This is a genomic window from Acetobacter sp. DmW_125128, from assembly GCF_008704325.1.
GTDB lineage: Bacteria > Pseudomonadota > Alphaproteobacteria > Acetobacterales > Acetobacteraceae > Acetobacter > Acetobacter oryzifermentans.
The window spans coordinates 82,376-100,533 of record NZ_VHOP01000003.1 but is presented as its reverse complement, the minus strand read 5'-3'; the positions used below and the strand labels follow the sequence as shown (position 1 = coordinate 100,533).

General features: G+C 51.7%; 17 protein-coding genes. 12 read left to right on the top strand and 5 right to left on the bottom strand.

Annotated features, from left to right (window positions below; translation table 11 throughout):
* The first annotated feature begins 302 nt into the window (after nt 1–302).
* The 4 genes from FKW19_RS01525 (at nt 303) to spt (ending at nt 4,804) form a co-directional block, all read left to right on the top strand.
* Nucleotides 303–1,433, top strand: a complete 1,131-nt coding sequence (locus tag FKW19_RS01525) for a hypothetical protein (RefSeq protein WP_035352680.1) — start codon at nt 303–305, stop codon at nt 1,431–1,433.
* A complete protein-coding gene (locus FKW19_RS01520; RefSeq protein WP_089179205.1) occupies nt 1,433–3,199 on the top strand; it encodes a fatty acyl-AMP ligase in 1,767 nt (588 codons plus the stop codon). The genes FKW19_RS01525 and FKW19_RS01520 overlap by 1 nt, the downstream gene beginning before the upstream one ends.
* 132 nt (nt 3,200–3,331) lie before the next feature.
* The gene (locus tag FKW19_RS01515) at nt 3,332–3,583 is read left to right on the top strand and encodes an acyl carrier protein (protein ID WP_003625320.1); all 252 of its coding nucleotides are present in this window, start codon (nt 3,332–3,334) and stop codon (nt 3,581–3,583) included.
* A gap of 6 nt (nt 3,584–3,589) precedes the next feature.
* Nucleotides 3,590–4,804 (top strand): serine palmitoyltransferase, encoded by a 1,215-nt coding sequence (gene spt / locus FKW19_RS01510; RefSeq protein WP_089179206.1) that lies wholly within the window; start codon nt 3,590–3,592, stop codon nt 4,802–4,804.
* A gap of 5 nt (nt 4,805–4,809) precedes the next feature.
* On the opposite strand, the gene FKW19_RS01505 is transcribed toward spt, so the two are convergent.
* Both FKW19_RS01505 and FKW19_RS01500 read right to left on the bottom strand, forming a co-directional pair.
* Nucleotides 4,810–5,763: a hypothetical protein gene (locus tag FKW19_RS01505; RefSeq protein ID WP_089179207.1), complete on the bottom strand. Its 954-nt coding sequence runs from the start codon at nt 5,761–5,763 to the stop codon at nt 4,810–4,812.
* Between the two features lie 24 nt (nt 5,764–5,787).
* On the bottom strand, nt 5,788–6,768 hold the full coding sequence (locus tag FKW19_RS01500; protein ID WP_089179208.1) for a diacylglycerol kinase family protein: 981 nt from the start codon (nt 6,766–6,768) through the stop codon (nt 5,788–5,790).
* A 95-nt stretch (nt 6,769–6,863) separates the two neighbouring features.
* On the opposite strand from FKW19_RS01500, the gene FKW19_RS01495 reads away from it, so the two are divergent.
* The 5 genes from FKW19_RS01495 to FKW19_RS01475 are packed head-to-tail and all read left to right on the top strand — an operon-like array spanning nt 6,864 to nt 11,686.
* Nucleotides 6,864–7,814: a metallophosphoesterase gene (locus FKW19_RS01495; RefSeq protein ID WP_193561095.1), complete on the top strand. Its 951-nt coding sequence runs from the start codon at nt 6,864–6,866 to the stop codon at nt 7,812–7,814.
* The gene (locus FKW19_RS01490; protein WP_035352673.1) at nt 7,811–9,010 is read left to right on the top strand and encodes an LptF/LptG family permease; all 1,200 of its coding nucleotides are present in this window, start codon (nt 7,811–7,813) and stop codon (nt 9,008–9,010) included. The genes FKW19_RS01495 and FKW19_RS01490 overlap by 4 nt, the downstream gene beginning before the upstream one ends.
* A complete protein-coding gene (locus tag FKW19_RS01485; protein WP_035352670.1) occupies nt 9,007–10,101 on the top strand; it encodes an LptF/LptG family permease in 1,095 nt (364 codons plus the stop codon). The genes FKW19_RS01490 and FKW19_RS01485 overlap by 4 nt, the downstream gene beginning before the upstream one ends.
* A complete protein-coding gene (locus tag FKW19_RS01480; RefSeq protein WP_089179210.1) occupies nt 10,098–10,883 on the top strand; it encodes a sterol desaturase family protein in 786 nt (261 codons plus the stop codon). Before FKW19_RS01485 ends, FKW19_RS01480 begins: the two co-directional genes overlap by 4 nt.
* Nucleotides 10,880–11,686, top strand: coding sequence for a nucleotidyltransferase family protein (locus FKW19_RS01475; protein WP_089179211.1), 807 nt, complete (start codon nt 10,880–10,882; stop codon nt 11,684–11,686). Before FKW19_RS01480 ends, FKW19_RS01475 begins: the two co-directional genes overlap by 4 nt.
* Before the next feature lie 13 nt (nt 11,687–11,699).
* On the opposite strand, the gene FKW19_RS01470 is transcribed toward FKW19_RS01475, so the two are convergent.
* Entirely contained in the window at nt 11,700–12,398 is a 699-nt protein-coding gene (locus FKW19_RS01470; protein ID WP_089179212.1) for an HAD hydrolase-like protein, read from the bottom strand.
* An 82-nt stretch (nt 12,399–12,480) separates the two neighbouring features.
* Between FKW19_RS01470 and glmU the strand changes: the two genes are divergently transcribed.
* Nucleotides 12,481–13,857 carry a bifunctional UDP-N-acetylglucosamine diphosphorylase/glucosamine-1-phosphate N-acetyltransferase GlmU gene (gene glmU / locus FKW19_RS01465; protein ID WP_089179213.1) on the top strand — a complete coding sequence of 459 codons (1,377 nt, stop codon included), beginning with the start codon at nt 12,481–12,483 and terminating at the stop codon, nt 13,855–13,857.
* A complete protein-coding gene (gene glmS, locus FKW19_RS01460) occupies nt 13,857–15,680 on the top strand; it encodes a glutamine--fructose-6-phosphate transaminase (isomerizing) (RefSeq protein WP_089179214.1) in 1,824 nt (607 codons plus the stop codon). Before glmU ends, glmS begins: the two co-directional genes overlap by 1 nt.
* Nucleotides 15,681–15,738: 58 nt before the next feature.
* Here glmS and FKW19_RS01455 read toward each other — a convergent pair whose 3' ends face one another.
* Both FKW19_RS01455 and FKW19_RS01450 read right to left on the bottom strand, forming a co-directional pair.
* Nucleotides 15,739–16,572, bottom strand: coding sequence for a DUF3108 domain-containing protein (locus tag FKW19_RS01455; protein WP_089179215.1), 834 nt, complete (start codon nt 16,570–16,572; stop codon nt 15,739–15,741).
* Nucleotides 16,573–16,594: 22 nt separating this feature from the next.
* Nucleotides 16,595–17,392, bottom strand: coding sequence for an IclR family transcriptional regulator (locus FKW19_RS01450; RefSeq protein WP_006116576.1), 798 nt, complete (start codon nt 17,390–17,392; stop codon nt 16,595–16,597).
* A 281-nt stretch (nt 17,393–17,673) separates the two neighbouring features.
* On the opposite strand from FKW19_RS01450, the gene FKW19_RS01445 reads away from it, so the two are divergent.
* Nucleotides 17,674–18,156: a glutathione peroxidase gene (locus tag FKW19_RS01445; RefSeq protein WP_035352664.1), complete on the top strand. Its 483-nt coding sequence runs from the start codon at nt 17,674–17,676 to the stop codon at nt 18,154–18,156.
* The last annotated feature ends 2 nt before the right edge of the window (nt 18,157–18,158 follow it).

Here is an 18,158-nt window from a genome sequence, read left to right as displayed (position 1 = left end):
CCAAGACTACTCCGTCTCGGTGAAGCAGCTTCTACACCCCACCATAATATAACGTCAATCCCTAAAATCAGAAAAAATTCATATTCCTGATTTTTTTCCTTAAGCCCCTTCTCCCCTACATCACGAAAAAGCCTTCTTCCTCACATTTCTCCTTATGCGGCGGGGCTTGACTATCGGGCACGCTGAACGATTTGTGCACTGAACAGTAACTTGCTGAGGCCAGACTGCCTTATGGACAAGCACATAAAGACGCTCATGCTCTGACAAAGGTTCCTATGTTAAACAAGGATGACATTTAACAGATGCGCATTCTCTTCCCTTACATCGCACAGCCGCACCAAACCTTGCATTCTTTGCCGATTGCAATGGAAATTGCGAGCCGTCACCCCGAGGCTGAAGTGCATCTTGCCTGCACCACACAATCGCATCTGGATTATGTGCGCTCACTGGCTGCATATTATCCAGAATCGAAAGTACAGTTCAGCCTTCTACACCTTCCTCAGTTTCTTCGGCGCCAAACTGAACGCTACGGGCAGACCGCTTTTTTTCGTCTGGCGAGCCTATTTTTTAACAAGAATTATTTCTCTTCGTTTCAGGGGATTGTTGTTCCCGAGCGCACTTCACTCTATCTGCGCAAGCTAGGGGTAAATAAGCCAAGACTGATATGGACACGCCACGGTGCCGGAGATCGGGCTATTGGTTTTGCGCGTGACGTAAAGAAATTCGACTACGTGCTGATGGCTGGACACAAAATAGAAGAGCGGCTTTTAGCTCAAGGTGCCATCCGTCCTGGCTGTTATCATACTGGCGTTTATGCCAAATTCGATATGGTTCATCGGATGCGCCATCGGACATTACGTCTATTTAACAATAATCGTCCGACTGTCCTTTATAATCCACATTTTAATACGCGCCTCTCATCCTGGCCTAAAATGGGCCTGAATGTGCTGACACATTTTGCTAACCAAGACCGTTATAATCTTATCTTTGCGCCCCATTATCGGCTGTTTGACAACAAAAAAGCCGAAGCATTGCAGTTAGAACGTGCATTTGGGCATTATCCGCACATGCTGGTGGATACCGGTAGTGCCCGCAGCATTGATATGACGTACACATCCACCGCAGACATGTATCTGGGCGATGTGAGTTCGCAAGTCGCCGAATTTCTGGTAAAGCCGCGCGCTTGTATGTTTCTGAATGCGCACAATGTTGATTGGGAGGGGGATGAAAATTACCGCTTCTGGTCTTTGGGACCTGTGCTGAATACTATTGACAGTCTAGGAGAAGACATTGAACAAGCCTTTTCGTCGCACAATGCTTTCGTAAATCTGCAAAAAGATTATATACGCGACACGTTCGACCTTGTTGGGGACGAACCGACTGCGCCGGTAGGGGCCGACGCAATTGTTGATTTTCTTCGAATGGCCAGCTGATGAATAGTATGAACCCTGCTTCTGCAATCTCTTTAAATGAAACCCTCCAACCGGTTTCTACCGCATCTGGTCAGCCACGCCGGTACGGGGATTTTGCAACATTTCCTGAAGCGTTGGACTATGCCGCTCAAGGCGAAGCCGGGTTTAACATTTATTCCGGCAAAGGCGTACTTCTAGAAGCCCTACCCTATAAAGTATTGCGTCAGCAGGCTGTTGATACAGCTTTGCGCCTTTTGGGCATGGGCCTACAACCGGGAGACCGTGTTGCCATTGTGGCGGAAAGCGATGGTGATTTTGCCCGCATCTTCTTTGGCTGTCAGTATGCTGGTTTGGTTGCAGCCCCTCTTCCCCTCCCAGTCGCTTTTGGCGGCAAAGAAGCCTATCTGAAAACTCTTCGGGGTATGATTACTAGCGCACAAGCCAGCGCCGTGATTATTCCGCAGATTATCGAAGGTTGGACGGACGAAATTGTAACGGGCTTGGGCCTTGTTTTTGCTGGGCCACCTGCTGAGCTTATGGCACGCCCTGTGCCAGATATGCCGCTGCCGGATATTCAACCAGAAAACCTTTCATATCTTCAGTTTTCTTCCGGCAGCACACGCTTCCCCATGGGGGTTTGCGTAAGCCACCGTTCCGGCATGGCGAATGTTTCCTTCATTGCACGCAATGGATTGCAGGTTAAGGAAACAGGGGATCGCTGCGTTTCGTGGCTTCCTCTCTATCATGATATGGGTCTGGTTGGTTTCTTCCTGACGCCCATGACGTGCCAGTTGAGCGTGGACCTGCTGCCGACGCGCGAATTCGCACGCAGACCGCATGTATGGCTGGATCTGATCAGCCGTAACCGTGGCACCATCGCCTACAGCCCCTCTTTTGGGTATGAACTTTGCGCCCGGCGCCCGGCATCCGAAGGCCTGGATCTCTCTTGCTGGCGGGTTGCAGGCATTGGTGGCGATATGATCCGCGCGCATATTCTAGATGAATTTGCTGCGCGCTTTGCCCCTGCTGGCTTTAGCCCAAAAGCATTTGTAGCTAGCTATGGTATGGCAGAAGCTACGCTCGCCATCAGCTTTGCGCCGCTTGATACAGGCATAGAAACCGATACGGTTGACCTTCCTGCGTTGGAAAGCACAGGAATTGCGCGCCCACCCGCCAGTGCAGACACACCAAGCCGCACCTTTGTGATTTGCGGGAAAGTTCTGCCAGAACATGAACTGGAAGTTCGGAATAGCTATGGCCGGGTGCTGAGCGATAGAGAAGTTGGCACTATTTATGTACGAGGCCCCAGCCTGATGAGCGGTTACTTCCGTATGCCGGAAGAAAGCAGCAAAACGCTGGACGCAGACAACTGGCTGAATACTGGTGATCTGGGCTACATGCTCAATGGGCAGATAGTTGTCACTGGCCGCGCCAAAGACTTGATTATTATTAATGGCCGCAACATCTGGCCGCAGGATCTGGAATGGTCTGCCGAAACGCATATTCCTGTCCTTCGCAGCCGAGATGTGGCTGTTTTCTCTCTGGAAAAGGGTGACCATGAGGAAATCGTGGCTCTTATTCAGTGCCGCGCTTCTGCCGCAGACACGCGTGAGAAGCTGAGAGCCGAAGCCGCCAGCTTGTTCCGCCGCCTCCATGGGGTAGAAGTTTCTGTTGTATTGGTGCCACCACATGCGCTGCCGCAGACATCTTCGGGCAAACTTACACGCGCCAAAGCCCGTACCATGTATCTAAGCGGCGCGTTTGAGCAGCAGTCTGAAGTTGCCTGACCGGCCTACAGGATTTTATAGCCCGTTTATGATGAGAAAGGCTGGTCAAACTGGCCTTTTTCACCCATAAGGCGGCACTGCGAGCACAAGCTCGGCATAAAACAAACGCCCTTAAGGGATGAAGGATCCGACATGAGCGAAACCGTTGAAAGCGTTTCCGCGCTGATCATTCAAAAGCTCCTCGCTAACCCGAAGGTTCCGCGTGACATTGATGGTAACTGCAAGATCATGGAAGATCTTGCGTTTGATTCTTTGGCCGTCATGAACTTCGTTATGGAAGTTGAAGATAGCTTGGATGTTTCCATCCCGCTCGACAAACTTGCCGATATCCGGACGATTAATGACCTTGCCGCATGCATTGTCGCTCTGAAAAACAAAGGGTGAGCGTGGATGACATCACTATTTTCCAAATTTGAAGGTACGGCAGGCGCGCTGGGTTCTGTAGTCGCCGTAGGTGGCCGCAACCCTTTTGCTGTTGTTATTGAAAAACCTGTATCTTCAACTGTTGGAATTATTGAAGGTCGGGAAACGCTTCTTTTCGGTACCAATAATTATTTAGGCCTGAGCCAATCCAAAAATGCCATTCGGGCCGCCCAACAAGCTGCGGCGGCTTGCGGCGTTGGCACCACGGGCTCGCGCATTGCAAATGGCACGCAGTCTCTCCACCGGCAGCTTGAAAAAGATATTGCCGCGTTTTTTGGCCGCCGTGATGCCATGGTTTTTTCTACGGGTTATCAGGCTAACTTAGGCATTATTTCTACGCTTGCAGGCAAAGACGACCATCTGTTTCTGGACGCTGATAGCCATGCCAGCATTTATGATGGTAGCCGCCTGAGTGCTGCAGAAGTTATTCGTTTCCGCCATAATGACCCGGATAATCTTTATAAACGCCTGAAACGCATGGATGGCACCCCCGGTGCCAAGCTGATTGTGGTTGAAGGCATTTATTCCATGACAGGCAATGTGGCCCCGATTGCAGAATTTGTAGCCGTTAAAAAAGAAACTGGTGCATATCTTCTGGTAGATGAAGCCCATTCCTTTGGGGTGTTGGGTGAAAACGGACGCGGTGCGGCTGAAGCCGATGGTGTGGAAGCTGATGTAGACTTTATTGTCGGCACATTTTCAAAAAGCCTCGGCACTGTTGGGGGTTACTGCGTATCCGATCATCCTGAACTGGAATTTGTACGCCTGAATTGCCGCCCATATATGTTTACGGCATCTCTTCCACCAGAGGTTATTGCTGCAACAACGGCAGCCTTGAGCGATATGCAGGCTCATCCAGAACTGCGTAAACAGCTTATGGCCAATGCTCAGCAACTCCATGCTGGTTTTGTAGATATCGGGCTAAATGCGAGTAAACAGGCTACCCCTGTTATTGCAGTTACGCTGGAAACTGCTGAAGAAGCTATTCCCATGTGGAACAGGCTTCTGGAACTTGGTGTTTACGTCAACCTTAGCCTTCCCCCGGCAACGCCAGATTCACGCCCCTTGCTGCGTTGTTCCGTAATGGCCACTCATACGCCAGAGCAGATTGCTCAGGCCATTGCCATATTCCGGCAGGCTGCCGCAGAAGTTGGTGTAACACCAGCACCCACAGCAGCCTAAAACCCTTATTTGCGTTTAAACGCCCCTTGCCGCCACAACCGCCAAACAATTGGCGGCGCTGCCAGTAAGGGGTGTTTTTCTGCAAACGAAGAAAGCGGCACTTCTATCCCGCTATGGCGTTGAACTTTCCATACCGCGTAACGTGCCCCACCTGTAAATGTATAAGCTGCCTTAAGTAAGCGCAGAATATTTAAAGGCCGACCGCAAGACGCACGTAATGTCCATTTTTGAATGGCATGTTGCTTTTGTTCCTGTGGGATTTGCGGCGTTACAATCTGATCTTGAGACTTATACGGAATGCCTAGCATTTGCCAACACGGCAGTAAAAGCTGCGCATAACGCTGCATATAAGCATCTACAATGCTTTGCCCACGGCCCGCTTTTTCAACCCGCAATTCAACACGATAAGTATTGCGGTACAAGGTATTCCAATAATCCAGAACGCCGCCTGAAGCCGGGCCAAGTTGTGCGGCCCACCATGCGGCAGTCAATACCGCCCGCATAACACAAGCGTGCAATGCTTCTTGGGCTTCGTTATCCCGCCACCATACCAACCGAACAGGCTGAGAAAAGCGCGCCCAAACAGTGGTATCCAATGTTTGGGTGCGCGTTAGGGAACGAAACTGCGCGAGAGACAAAATAGCAACTTTGGCCCTTAGCAGATGCTCCCCTACCCTGTATTCATGATATTCCACGTTAGGGGGCAAAGTGGCATTTGCCAGACAGGAAAGCCACGGTCTGGGCCAGTCCATCTGCTTTTCTACGATAATATATAAATCCAGCAGGGTATCATTTTGAATTCCACCCCGTAGGCCAGACCCATAAAACAAGACCCCTAATGGTTGCGCTGTGCCCAAAAGATTACGCACAAATTCCGTCACCAAAGGGGATACAGGCGTATGCAGTTCTTGCTCTGTAAGGGTGAAAATTTCTTTCTGCCCCGGCCGAATACCCTTCATGAACTGCTTTTCCACCAGAATGCTTTAAACATGCACAAAAGAAACCACGGGCCCCGCAGAAACAGTCAGTCTGCCATCTTCTCCAGGCGGCAAAACCTCACCATCCAGAATAAAGGATTGATCCGTACGCAACACCAATTCGGTTGCCGAACCACTATGATAAGCTGCATCTTGCCGTAACCATTGCGGCGCTTTCCCCCGCAACAAATTCCAGACTGCACGCCCTAAATGAGGGGGAAAAGCTGCAACATCCAGATAACTAATACCTCGGTCTGCTTCTGTCAGATTCTGCCAGAATGGCCAGATACCGTGGGGCAGCCGATGCAAAGCGGTGCATAAAAACAGAAAATGATTTTGCTCAGGCAATACCTCACCATCCCGCTCTACTGTAACTTTTGTGCCTTCCAGCCATCCTCGCCTATGCTTCGGGCTTAGCAACTGCCAAGCCGTTACAAACAATGTCGCCATAACCGCAGCATCATGCGAATAATTTTTCAGGATTTTGGGGTCATGCGCGATTTCAATCCCACGCCCAAAAGCACCCAAACCACCAAAAAAGCCTAGAGAAGCCCCTTCTTTCTGCCCGTTACGCGTTACCACCAAAGGCTGCCTGCGCCGCACATCGGAAAGAAGGCGTCCGGATACCAGACGGGCCTGCAAAATCTGTAATGCCTCAACCCCACGCTTACCAAAACCAACATCTGTGGCAATCAGGTTAGTATTGCCAGAGGGTAACACAACAATACTTGGCCACTGCTCTGGCGGGCAGGATGAGGTATAAAGTGCGCTCAGAACATTCCCAACTGTGCCGTCTCCCCCATCCACAACCAGACAGCTTATTTTTTGCTGTAAGAGGGCATAAACCTGCTGCCTTAATGCAGCATGCGTTCTAGGGGAGCAGAACAAAGGCCCCAACATTTTGCCCGCCAGCGCCAGATACTTGGGATCTGCCTTCAAATTCCGACGGCTACGAGGATTGTAAATCAGGGCAAAACGATCGGACATTCAGCACTCTTGCTATAAACAAACAAAAACGCCAGCGCCTTTTGCCCCGGCTACGGGCGATGGTATAAAGGCTGTTATGGCTCTTGTCACATGCCGTGGGGCCATACACCGTCACCGGAGATGTGTTTTTCTTGTCCTGCGTTCATATCGCCCATCTGTCTGACCCACATCTGCCACTTGTCGGCTTGCCTTCTTTTAAGGAAATCCGCTTCAAGCGCATCCTCAGTTTGTTGTCTTGGCAACTGCGGCGCAGGCACCTGCATAAATTACCGGCTTTGCAGTCAATCATGCGGGATATCCGCCACTTTCACCCAGATATGGTTGCCCTAACGGGGGATCTGACCAATCTGGGTTTGCTCAAAGAATTTCAGCACGCACGGCAGTGGCTTTTACAGCAAGATTTGCCCCCTACACTGCTTATTCCCGGCAATCATGATGCGCTGATAAAAGAGAATAGCGCTACCAAACAGGCTCTCTGGGCCGAATGGCTACATAGTAGCACGCAGTCTGAACCGGCAGCCCCTTCATTGCTGGTAAAAAATCATATTGCCCTTATTGGGGTCAACACGGCCGTTCCCACCTTACCCTTTTTGGCGTCTGGCAAGGCCGGGCAAACCCAGCTTGTGCTTTTGGCGGATCTGTTGCGCCGCACCCGCGTTATGGGATTATGCCGGATTGTGCTACTCCATCACCCTCCGGCGCAAGGCATTGTCAGCCGCCGCAAAGGGCTGGATGATTTCCTAGCGTTTCAAGACGTATTGCGTGCAGAAGGTGCTGAACTTGTGCTTTACGGGCATTCTCATCGTGCGCAAATCACCACTCTTCCGGGCACAGATATTCTGGCTGTCAGCAGCACCTCTGCGTCCCACATTGCGGATGAACCGGAAAAAAGTGCGGGGTGGAATGCTATTTCCGTGCACAAACAGCCCGATATCTGGCAAATCACCATTCAGCACCGCAGCTTAATGCCAGATGGAAGCTTGCAAGATAGCCAAATGAGGCGTGTGTGCAGTGCGCATCGCCTTTTGCCCGCAACCTCGCTATGACAACCCGCATGCTCAATGTGCCTTTCCTGCGCCGGATTGTAGCTTTGCTTCGCCCCGGCACATTAGACCGCTACCTGATTGCTCAGGTTATGCCGCCTTTTTTGGTGGCGCTGTCTGTTGTGATGATTGCCCTGATACTTGAACGCCTTTTGGTGCTGTTCAATCTGCTGGCAGCGGGCAACAACCATATTGGCATATTTATTGGTCTGCTGGCAGCCTTGCTGCCCCATTACCTTGGCTTGGCTATTCCGGCCGCACTTTGCGTAGCGGTGTTTACCGTGATCCGCCGCATGAGCCAGAATGAAGAAATTGATGCCATCAACAGCAGTGGCCTTTCACTACTGCGGATTACGCGCCCCTATATCCAACTGGGCGTTATCTTGGGTATTCTTTCCTTTCTGCTTTATGGCTTTATCCAGCCTCATGCACGGTATGATTTCCGTTCAACCTTTTACATTGCCAGCCACACAGGCTGGGCACCGCGTTTGCAGCCTCGCATGTTTGCCAGCCCTTCATCTCAACTGACCATTGTTGCGGATAAGGTCTCCCAAAGCGGCTCTGATCTGGAAAATGTTTTTATCCGCGATCTTTCTGAGCAGCAGGAACGCGATATTACGGCGCGCAACGGGCATATCCGCATCGGTTTGGATGGTGAAACTGTTGAGATTGATCTTACCCATGGCGTGATTGTCACGGATAAAGGGGATGGCGTGCCCAGTCTGGTCACATTTGATCATTCTACGCGCTACCTTACGCATGCCTCGCACGTCTCTCCTTTCCGCACGCGCGGCGAGGATGAACGAGAGCTGACATCCCCAGAACTGGTTGGCCGCCTCATTCGGCATGACCCTTCCATTTCCCGCCCTCATATGCGTTCTGAAGTGCATTTTCGTATGGCGCGCAGCCTTACTGTGCCTTTTATTCCCCTGTTAGCGGCCTCTCTGGCTCTTATGCGCAAGCGCCAACGCAACAATGCCGGTCTGCCTCTGGCCTTTATTATTATGGTTGGGTTTGACCACATCATCCAGTTTGGCCACAGCATGGTGGCTACAAAAAAGGCATCGCTCCTGCTGATCTGGGGGCCTTCGTTGGTCTTTATTGTAGGCTGTACGTTGCTGCTACTTTATAAATCAGGCACCTTTCAGGTGTTAAAAGTCTGGCGTTCCCGCTCATCTGCCCAAAAAGCCTTGCCATGAGCCAATCTTCAAGCATGCCCCGCCACGTTCTTCTCCGCTATCTTTCCATGGCGTTGCTTACGCGCGTGATTTTTTGTGGTGCCGTTCTCGTCGGGCTTCTTGAAATTCTGGCCCTGCTTGAACAAACCACTCCCATTTTACAACGGCACTTAGGCGTACAGGGCATTCTCAGCTTTGCGGCCATGCGTGCACCATTTCTGCTGGCAGGCGCACTTCCATTAAGTGTGTTGATTGGCGCGCTGCTGATGCTCACCCAAATGACATTGGCCAGCGAAATTGCCATCCTGCGAGCTTGTGGCCTTTCTACTTTTGGCCTGTATAAATACCTTATCCCCGCCACTCTGGTAATCGGCTTTGCAGGCGTTGTGCTGGATGATCAGGTTACGCCCCGGTCTGAGCAGGCATTGGCCGCATGGTGGAACCGTACAGACCCACATCCAGAAAATGGGCACGCCTTCTGGTTTCATGATGGCAACCGTATTGCCCATATTGGCTATACATCGGATGGCGGCAATATGCTGGCCAAGGTGGATATCTATATCCGTGATACCAACGGACGGTTACAACAGATTCTCCACGCCAAATCTGCTGATTACACACATACGCGCGGCTGGCTGCTGCACAATGTTGATAGCATTACCGTGGAAGGCGAAAAAACCACGCGCCTGCCTTCTGTTCAGAACATGAGTTGGGACACAAGCCTGCACCCGTGGGAGTTTATCCGCCTGTCTGCCGAAAATCCGCCGCTTTCTTCCACCACCATTCTGGGCATGCTACAAGGGCGCCTACCATCCCATACCAGCCCCGGTTTTCTGGAAGCTGGGCTGCTTGAACGCTTCTTGCGTCCGGCCTCCTTACTTGTTCTTTTGTTGATTGCGCTGCCCACAATCTATATCCCTCCACGGACAGGAACGCGCAGTTGGGTACCAGTATGGTGCTTGGGCTGCGGGCTGTTGTTTATTATTGTGCAGGGTATGCTACGCGCAATGGGGAATGCGGGCTTGCTACCGCCAGCAATTGCTACCATACCCGCACTGATTATTTTCACACTGGGAGCCATTACTGTGCTCCTGAGGAATGAAACACGATGAGCGGAACGCTAAATAACTCGTCGCTTAAAACCGGACGCAGCTTTGATCTGGGGAAAATGAACCTCAGGCAGCTTTGGGTGGCATATCTTACCTACCCAACCATCCTGCTCTATTTTGCGCTGGTTATTGCTTCTGCTGCGCTGGCTGCGTACTTTTTTGCAGGTTGGTGGCCAACGCTGGTTTCTATGGTCGCCGTTGTTGTTGTGTATCCAGTGGTATGGTACCTACTGCACCGCTACGTGCTACATGGGCGTATCCTGTATAAAATGAAGTGGACGGCCGCTCTGTGGAAGCGCATCCATTTTGACCATCATCAGGACCCGCATCTGCTGGATGTTCTGTTTGGCGCACCTGCTACAACACTGCCGACCATTGGGGCTGTCACCATTCCTATTGGGTACCTTATTGGCGGGATTGGCGCTGCAGCCACGGCATTTGGCACAGGCGTTGCCATTACCTGCATTTACGAATTCTTCCACTGCATCCAGCATCTTAACTATAAGCCACGCGCAAGTTGGATCCAGCGCATGAAAGCACGCCATGTGCTGCACCACTTCCATGATGAGGATGGCAACTTCGGCATTACCAGCTTTGTGGTGGATCGGATGTTTGGCTCATATTATCTAGATGCCAAAGCCCGCCCCCGCAGCCCCACGGTTTTTAATCTGGGTTACGATGTTAAGGAAGCCCAACAGTATCCGTGGGTCATGGAGTTGACGGGCGCTCCCCCGCGTGATCGCCCCGATGGTGCACGCCCTGCGGAGAACAGGAAAGCGGCATGACCGCTTCCTCTCAAAGCATAACAGCTTTTATTCTGGCAGGCTCTCGCCCCGGTAAGCCAGACCCGGTTGCATTGGCCGGGGGCGTTTCTCACAAAGCACTCCTGCCTATTGGTGGGGTGCCTATGCTCTTGAGGGTAATTGATGCGCTGCAGCAGGTGCCTCAAATCACCCGCATTGCTGTTTGCATTGAAAACCCACAGATTATTGCGTCTATCTTACCCGCAGGAATAGATGTTATTCCGGCACGGCCTGAAGGGCCAAGTGCCAGCGTATTGGCTGGCCTTGCGCGCTATGGCACGCCTTTGCTGGTAACCACGGCAGATAATGCCCTACTCCAGCCAAGCTGGGTGCAAGAACTGCTTAGCGAGAGCCATACGCAAGCTGACCTTGCCGTTGCTGTTGCAACAGAAACAACCGTAAAGCGGGATGTACCCAACACGCAGCGTACTTATATTCGGCTTGCTGATCTGTCTTTTTCTGGCTGTAACCTGTTTTTATTCCGCACATCTGTTTCTGCTCGCGTGGCAGACCTGTGGCAGCATGTAGAAAAAAACCGCAAGCATCCTTTACGGATTGCTTGGATTTTAGGGCTGAGCATTCTGCTGCGCGCCCTCTGTGGCAAGCTGACACGGCGCGCGCTTTACCGGCGCATCTATCATCTCACCAGTGCAAAAGCAGAACTTGTTCCACTTTCTGATGGCCGCGCTGCTGTAGATGTAGATAAACCTGCCGATGTTGTGCTGGCGGAAGAGCTTGCCTCTACTCTTCCAACGTGTTCCGTTACAAAAACACCCGGAAAATAATTTCTTTTCACACTTAAGCGGGCAGTAACGCAGGCAGTACCGATGGAATATCCATCATGCTGCCCGCTTGAGCATCTGCCTGCGCTGCCAATGCGCTGGAACCATAGCCCCACGCGGCAAACACAAACCTTACGCCAGCGCCAGTCGCGGCCCCACAATCTGGCGGCATATCCCCAATCATCACACTACGCGAAACCTCTCCGCCAGCCTGTTTGATTGTGCCCAGTAAATGGGCCGGATCTGGTTTATGGGCGGCAAAACTGTCACCTCCGCCTATTGCTGCAAAAAGTGACGTTAGGCCAAAATTGTCTAAAATACGCTGGGCAGCCACCTCCGGCTTGTTGGTACATACAGCCAGCAACCACCCGGCACTTTTCAACTGCTCCAATGCCTGCTGTGTGCCGGGAAATAGACGTGAAAGCCGTGTAGCCCGTGGCGTGTAAAGCTCCATAAACTTCTGCACAGCTTCGGCCTTCGTAAACGGTAAAACATATGGCTGCGACGTTATGGCCTTCAGCTTTTTATGTCCTGCATCCAGAACGCGTTGCACCAAGGTGGGCACGCCATTGCCTATCATGGTACGCACCTCTGCATCTGTCAGGGGTGGAAGATGGCATATTTCCAGTAATTCCCGGCTGCACGCCGCCAGATCCGGTACGGAATCAAGCAACGTGCCGTCCATATCAAAAACAGCAAGACGAGGTGTGAACATGCGGTTTTTCCTTGCCGAGTAAATATCTGAAAACTTTTATGATATTGGCATGTTTGTTTTCCGATGGGGAGACGTTTGACACATGCCGGAGCTTGGCTTACCGCATGCTGTTATGACGTCTATTTCCGCACCACGTCCTGCCACGGCGGTTCTTCTGGCCGCCGGACTGGGCACCCGCATGAAGTCCTCTCGCCCTAAAGCCATGCAATCTCTTGGTGGCCGACCAATGCTGGCACATCTACTTGCCAATGCAGCGGAGGTTTTTGACAGGCTGGTTATTGTAATCGGCCCAGACATGGAAGAGGTTGCCGAGTTGGCGGCTCCCTATCCAGTGGTTGTGCAACAAGAACGCTTGGGCACTGCCCACGCGGCCTTGCAGGCCGAAGCCTGGTTTGGTGATGGCGATGTGGCTGTGCTGTATGCAGATAACCCGCTGATTTCGGCTGAAACGCTCAATCGTTTGTTGGAAGAGCGCCGCAAGCCAGATGTGGGCTTGGCATTGTTAGCCATGCGCCCGGCTGATCCTGCACGATATGGCCGCGTTGTTGCCCAAAATGGCAATGTGGAACGTATTGTAGAATGGGCAGACGCCACGCCAGAAGAACGCGCGATTGACCTATGCAATGCCGGCGTATTGTGCGCAGATGCCGTAGATTTCCGCCGCTGGCTTCATAACGTGCGCAATGATAATGCCAAGGGCGAATATTATCTGACAGACGTAGTAGATCTGGCTGTAGCCGATAGCGTCCAGGTACGCGCGGTAGAAGCTGCAGAAGATGAACTGCGTGGCGTAAACTCTCGTGCAGAACTGGCTCAGGCAGAAGCTGCCCTGCAAACACGCCTACGCAATAAAGCCATGGAAAATGGTGTAACGTTAGTTGCGCCAGAAACTGTGTTTCTAAGTGCTGATACGCAGATTGAAGCTGATGTGTTAATAGAACCTAACGTGTTCTTTGGCCCTGGCGTAACTGTGCAAAGTGGTGCTGTTATTCGCGCCTTTAGCCATCTTGAAGGGTGCGAAGTGCAGGCCAATGCGATTGTTGGCCCTTATGCGCGTATTCGGGAAGGCTCCACCATTGGCGCTTCTGCACGGGTTGGCAACTTTGTTGAACTCAAAGCCACAACACTGGGCGAAGGTTCCAAAGCCAATCATCTTACCTATCTGGGTAATGCCGAAATCGGCAGCCACACCAATATTGGCGCAGGCACTATTACCTGCAACTATGATGGCGTGTTCAAACACACCACCACGATTGGAGAGAAAGCCTTTATCGGCTCGGATTCCATTCTTGTGGCACCCGTTACTATTGGAGACAACGCGCTGGTGGCCGCTGGCAGTGTCATTACAAAAAATGTGCCAGATGAAGCTCTGGCTTTTGGCCGGGCACAGCAAGTGAATAAAGCAGAAATGGGCAGACTTTTTAAAGAGCGCCTGCAAGCAAAAAAGGAAAACGGCTGATGTGTGGGATCTGCGGCGTTGTTGGCCGAAGGCATGCCACCCCTATTGTTTTTGAAGGCCTGCGCCGGTTGGAATATCGGGGCTATGATTCTGCAGGTATTGCCACTTTAGTAGATGGGCGTGTTGAACGCCGCCGTGCGGCAGGTAAGCTGGATAACCTTGCTGCATTGCTAAAAAAGGAACCTTTGCCCGGCACCACCGGCATTGGGCATACCCGCTGGGCCACACATGGTGCCCCTACAGCTTGCAATGCCCACCCCCATGGTACCGAGCGCGTGGCCATTGTGCATAATGGCATTATCGAAAACTTTGAAACCCTGCGCCATGAGCTGGAAGCCGCTGGGCAGGTTTTTGAAACAGAAACCGACAGCGAAACCATCGCCCTGCTGGTAGATTACCATCTGCAACAGGGGTTAGAACCCAAAGAAGCCGCCCTGCATGCACTGCGCCGCCTAGAAGGCGCATACGCCGTTGCCATAATTTTTGCTGGCCACGAAGGGCTGATGATTGGCGCGTGCCACAGCGCCCCTCTGGCTGTGGGTTTTGGCGAAGATGAAATGTTTCTGGGCTCTGATTCACTGGCTCTGGCCCCGCTGACCCGTCGCATCGCCTATATGGAAGATGGGGATTGCGTGGTTATCACCCCGAAGGGTGCAGAGTTCATGAACTTTGATGGTGTGCCTGTTGAGCGCACTATCCAGCTTACTGCTCTAGCGGCTGGTTCCATCGGCAAAGATGGTTACCGCCACTACATGGAAAAAGAGCTGCACGAACATCCGTTGGTAATCGGCCAGACCTTGCAGCGCATGGTGGATCCGGCTTCTCGTCGCGTTCTTTTACCTGAACTGCCTTTTGATCTGGCAAAAGTGCCACGCGCAGTTATTACCGCTTGTGGGTCTGCCTTTTTTGCGGGGATGATTGGCCGCTACTGGCTGGAAGAAATTGCCCGCTTGCCGGTGGATATAGATGTTGCCAGCGAGATGCGTTACCGCAACCCGCCACTAACGGAAGGGTCCTTGGGGCTGTTGATTTCTCAATCTGGGGAAACAGCAGATACACTGGCGGCCTTGCGTAGCCTACGTGAAAAAGCGATTCACATTGTTTCCGTGCTGAATGTTGAACACAGCACCATGGCGCGGGAAAGCGATGTTGTGCTGGGCACCGTGGCTGGCCCGGAAATTTCTGTGGCATCCACTAAGGCTTTTACCGCTCAGTTAACCGTATTAGCGTGCCTGACCATTGCCACTGCCCGTGCACGCGGCAAGCTGGATACGCTGGCAGAAGAACATCTGGTAAGCGCCCTGTTAGACCTCCCCAGCCGCGCAGCAGAAGTGTTCAACCAAACAGACGCTATTCGTGCCATGGCCCAGCTTGTGGTGGAAGCACGTGATGTTCTGTATCTGGGCCGTGGCAGCATGTTCCCCGTTGCCATGGAAGGTGCGCTCAAGCTGAAGGAAATTTCCTACATTCACGCAGAAGCTTATGCAGCTGGTGAAATGAAGCACGGGCCAATTTCCCTTATTGATCGCACAGTGCCAATTGTCGCCACAGTGCCATCAAACGCGTTGTTTGAAAAAACACTTTCCAACCTGCAAGAAGCCAAAGCACGTGGTGGCCGCCTACTGGTGTTTACGGATACCAAAGGTGCTGAACGTGTATCTGCCATTGCAGAACAGATGGTGGTTCTGCCCCACGTGCATGATTTCGTAGCCCCCATTCTGCAAACCATTCCGGTGCAAATGTTGGCTTATGAAGTTGCTGTGCTGAAAGGCACGGATGTAGATCAACCACGTAATCTGGCAAAATCTGTCACCGTGGAATAAATACATAAAAAGCCCCTATCTGCACGGATAGGGGCTTTTTATTCGGGCTTCTTGCCTTTTATGGCTGTTGCTGAGGTTTCCCTTCCAGTTCCACCATAATGTGCCCCATTTTTGGGCTATCCACCTCTACTCTTGTAGCCACCATGCCAATCTGGGGAATGTTCTCAAACCAGACGCGCCCCTGTTGAGGCTTTCTGGCTTTGCGGTCTGCACTAGAGATTTTAAAGCCCTTGATCTGCTGTGCTACAAAACTACAGCGTAAACCATCTTCTCCCCAATCTTTTGATGCGCCATCTGGCAAAGGCTGAACGCCCTCTGTTTGCACCTGCAACGTGCTTAAGCGCACACCATCAAACACCTTAACCGCGCCGTTACCGCAGCCTTGCCCTTCCTGCACCTTGTGCAAAAGCGCCATAAGAATGGCAACATTATCCACTGCACCTTTGCGCTCATCTGGCAAAATCTGTTCGCGATCGGTTTCTACAGGCTCCATTGCCTGCACATCTGGCATATCCTGCTTATAGGCAATGGAAAGATGCCGATTTTTACCGCGAGACCAGCCAGCACTCTCATAGCTTTCTGGTTCAGGCATGCCGCTATTGTAAAAATGCCCCTGCGCGCGGATGTTGATATTGGTTTTCATGAAAAGCTGGAGCAACCCACCCGTCTTACTTTGGGCAGCTACACTGTACTGGTTACCGCTCAGACGATAAGCACTGTTAATGGTCATAACATGCAGGCCGTGCGCATACACAAAATAGCGCACCACTGTTTGCGGTGTAGAAACCGCACCAGCAAATGGTGTTGCTGCTATCCCTCCACCCACAAGCAACAAACCTAAAGCACTGGCTTTGGCAACGCGTCGCTTAAATAACAGATGCAAAAAAGACATTAGAAAGTACCTTATGGAATCATCAGGAAAAATCCTGCCGTTCCCCACGATAACCCAGACGGATAGAAACAGCCTGCGCCAACCCCGCAGCCATATTGCCCAATTGTGCAACCGTGAAACGGCTCAATTCTGTTTGAGGCAGACTGATGCCAATACCGGCTACAGCTTGCCCGGAATGATCTCTGACAGATGCTGCAAAGCACCACAGCCCTTCATGCACCTGCTCATCATCCACGGCGTATCCTCTGTCACGAATTTCTGCGATTTCACGCACCAATGTCGTTACAGAGCAAATGCCATTAGGTGTAAGTGGTTCTGACCACGTGGAAACAGGATTAAGGGCCAGCCATTCTCTGAAAGAGGTATCATCCATACCGGCCAGCATGGCATTACCTGTGGCCGTAAATATGGCAGGCAAGCGCATACCTACCCTAAAAGATGCCCCCAGCACTGTAGCGCTATTACGGCAAGCCACATACACAACCTCCGCCCCTTCCAGCATAGTCAGCGTGACTGTAAACGCATCCAGATCGGCACGATTCTCCAATACATGGTAGAATTCCGTTACCAGATCCCGCTTTTCCGTTACATCTCCAGCCCAGTCCAGCAGGCGTGTTCCCAGCCTGTAGCCCTGAGATGCGTTTTTCTCCAGTAGCCCTAGCTCCACCATAACAGCCAGCAGGCCATGCACTGTGCTACGTGGCAAATCTAGCTGGCGCGCCACATCTGCGGCCAAGGGCGGCCTGATAGAAGCCTTCACCATATCAAGAATACGAACGGCCCGCCGCAATGCGGGAACCGTGTCCTGTGATTTGGACATACTTTTTCTTATTTTCCTTGTTGACAGAGAGGTCCGATCTCTTCATTATTCCAAATACGGGATCAAGTTCAATATAATGAACAACAAAAATCAGAACTGATCTTGCCGCGCAGAAGACATAGTGGAAGCCTGAAAAACAAGAACCCGAAAACGGGCGCCAGGCTTCCACTTCTTCATATGCGCATTATACCGCAAATAAATGCACCAAAATCTCGCTCCCTTTTCCTTCCTGCGCTACAGATAAAGCCTTTCCTGCACCATAGCAGCAAAAGGGCACGAAATTGACCTGTATATATGATTTTAAACTTCCCGCCCTAAATGGAAGCACCCTTGATCTAAGCGCTTATCGGGGGCAGCCTGTTTTGGTGGTAAATACCGCATCTAAATGCGGATTTACCCCACAATACGAGGGTTTGCAGGCTTTATGGACACAGTTCCAAAAAGCTGGTTTGGTTGTTGTTGGCGTGCCGAGCAATGATTTTGGCCAGCAGGAGCCCGGCACTTCGGAAGAGATTTCTTCCTTCTGCCAAATCAACTATGGGGTTACCTTCCCTATGGCGGCACGTAGCCCTGTAAAAGGGCCAGATGCTATTCCGCTCTTTAAATGGCTTGATAGTGAGCTTGGTTTTCTGGCACGGCCACGGTGGAACTTTTTTAAGTATCTCACAAACCGCCAAGGCATGCCGGTTGCGTGGTTTAGTTGCCTGACCCCACCCACATCCAGGCGTGTCAGGCATGCTGTAGAAACTGCTCTAAAGTCTTAAAA

What these genes read in the sequence shown, in the direction of transcription:
- FKW19_RS01525 (WP_035352680.1), top strand. Translation starts at nt 303, where the DNA reads ATGCGCATTCTCTTCCCTTACATCGCACAGCCGCACCAAACCTTGCAT.
- FKW19_RS01520 (WP_089179205.1), top strand. Translation starts at nt 1,433, where the DNA reads ATGAATAGTATGAACCCTGCTTCTGCAATCTCTTTAAATGAAACCCTC.
- FKW19_RS01515 (WP_003625320.1), top strand. Translation starts at nt 3,332, where the DNA reads ATGAGCGAAACCGTTGAAAGCGTTTCCGCGCTGATCATTCAAAAGCTC.
- spt (WP_089179206.1), top strand. Translation starts at nt 3,590, where the DNA reads ATGACATCACTATTTTCCAAATTTGAAGGTACGGCAGGCGCGCTGGGT.
- FKW19_RS01505 (WP_089179207.1), bottom strand. Translation starts at nt 5,763, where the DNA reads ATGAAGGGTATTCGGCCGGGGCAGAAAGAAATTTTCACCCTTACAGAG.
- FKW19_RS01500 (WP_089179208.1), bottom strand. Translation starts at nt 6,768, where the DNA reads ATGTCCGATCGTTTTGCCCTGATTTACAATCCTCGTAGCCGTCGGAAT.
- FKW19_RS01490 (WP_035352673.1), top strand. Translation starts at nt 7,811, where the DNA reads ATGACAACCCGCATGCTCAATGTGCCTTTCCTGCGCCGGATTGTAGCT.
- FKW19_RS01485 (WP_035352670.1), top strand. Translation starts at nt 9,007, where the DNA reads ATGAGCCAATCTTCAAGCATGCCCCGCCACGTTCTTCTCCGCTATCTT.
- FKW19_RS01480 (WP_089179210.1), top strand. Translation starts at nt 10,098, where the DNA reads ATGAGCGGAACGCTAAATAACTCGTCGCTTAAAACCGGACGCAGCTTT.
- FKW19_RS01475 (WP_089179211.1), top strand. Translation starts at nt 10,880, where the DNA reads ATGACCGCTTCCTCTCAAAGCATAACAGCTTTTATTCTGGCAGGCTCT.
- FKW19_RS01470 (WP_089179212.1), bottom strand. Translation starts at nt 12,398, where the DNA reads ATGTTCACACCTCGTCTTGCTGTTTTTGATATGGACGGCACGTTGCTT.
- glmU (WP_089179213.1), top strand. Translation starts at nt 12,481, where the DNA reads ATGCCGGAGCTTGGCTTACCGCATGCTGTTATGACGTCTATTTCCGCA.
- glmS (WP_089179214.1), top strand. Translation starts at nt 13,857, where the DNA reads ATGTGTGGGATCTGCGGCGTTGTTGGCCGAAGGCATGCCACCCCTATT.
- FKW19_RS01455 (WP_089179215.1), bottom strand. Translation starts at nt 16,572, where the DNA reads ATGTCTTTTTTGCATCTGTTATTTAAGCGACGCGTTGCCAAAGCCAGT.
- FKW19_RS01450 (WP_006116576.1), bottom strand. Translation starts at nt 17,392, where the DNA reads ATGTCCAAATCACAGGACACGGTTCCCGCATTGCGGCGGGCCGTTCGT.